Origin of the sequence: Pedobacter sp. ASV28, assembly GCF_016428855.1 — a bacterium.
Lineage (GTDB): Bacteria > Bacteroidota > Bacteroidia > Sphingobacteriales > Sphingobacteriaceae > Pedobacter.
In genome coordinates, this window is record NZ_JAELTN010000149.1 from 1 (window position 1) to 395 (window position 395).

The window sequence follows — 395 nt, forward strand, 5'->3', positions numbered from 1 at the left end:
CCCCCCCCCCCCCCCCCCCCCCCCCCCCCCCCCCCCCCCCCCCCCCCCCCCCCCCCCCCCCCCCCCTTTTTTACTGCCCCGCCGACCCCCGAGATCTACACTATGGCTCGATCGTCGGCAGCGTCAGATGTGTATAAGAGACAGCCTCAGCTCGCTTCTAACGATACCAATAATTATCTCACCTTATTTGCCCATGGTTTTGGACAAAGATATCTTAAAAGTAATCTTCGAAAAATATAAACCTACGCAGGCTGTCTCTTATACACATCTCCGAGCCCACGAGACCTGCGTTACCATCGCGTATGCCGTCTTGGGCTTGGAAAAGGGGGGGGGGGGGGGGGGGGGGGGGGGGGGGGGGGGGGGGGGGGGGGGGGGGGGGGGGGGGGGGGGGGGGG

At 65.1% G+C, this 395-nt stretch carries 1 protein-coding gene; it reads left to right on the forward strand.

Annotation, left to right across the window (positions count from 1 at the left end):
- A partial coding sequence (locus JHD79_RS22910) for a hypothetical protein (RefSeq protein WP_233164850.1) occupies nucleotides 1–240 on the forward strand: 240 nt, incomplete at its 5' end.
- Nucleotides 241–395: the final 155 nt, after the last annotated feature.